We start from the raw sequence: 215 nt of genomic DNA on the forward strand, positions 1-215 counted from the left end.
CCAACTACTTTCGGCGCTGAAGCGCTTAACTTCCGTGTTCGGCATGGGAACGGGTGTGGCCGCTTCGCTATCGCCACCAGACAAGGGAATTGTTCCCTGAAAACTGAAGACTCATCAAGTTCAAACCGTTTCTAGATCAAAGCCTCGACCGATTAGTATCATTCAGCTCCACACGTCGCCGTGCTTCCACCCATGACCTATCTACCTCATCGTCT

Annotated in this window: 2 rRNA genes; both read right to left on the minus strand. The window is 51.6% G+C overall.

From position 1 onward, the window contains the following. Positions 1-81: ribosomal RNA gene (rrf, locus tag EVJ23_RS15160) — 5S ribosomal RNA — on the minus strand; the annotation flags it as partial. A 51-nt stretch (positions 82-132) separates the two neighbouring features. After that, positions 133-215: ribosomal RNA gene (locus EVJ23_RS15165) — 23S ribosomal RNA — on the minus strand; the annotation flags it as partial.

Source organism: Exiguobacterium sp. SH1S1 (assembly GCF_004337245.1).
In the GTDB taxonomy this organism is placed as follows: domain Bacteria; phylum Bacillota; class Bacilli; order Exiguobacteriales; family Exiguobacteriaceae; genus Exiguobacterium; species Exiguobacterium aurantiacum_A.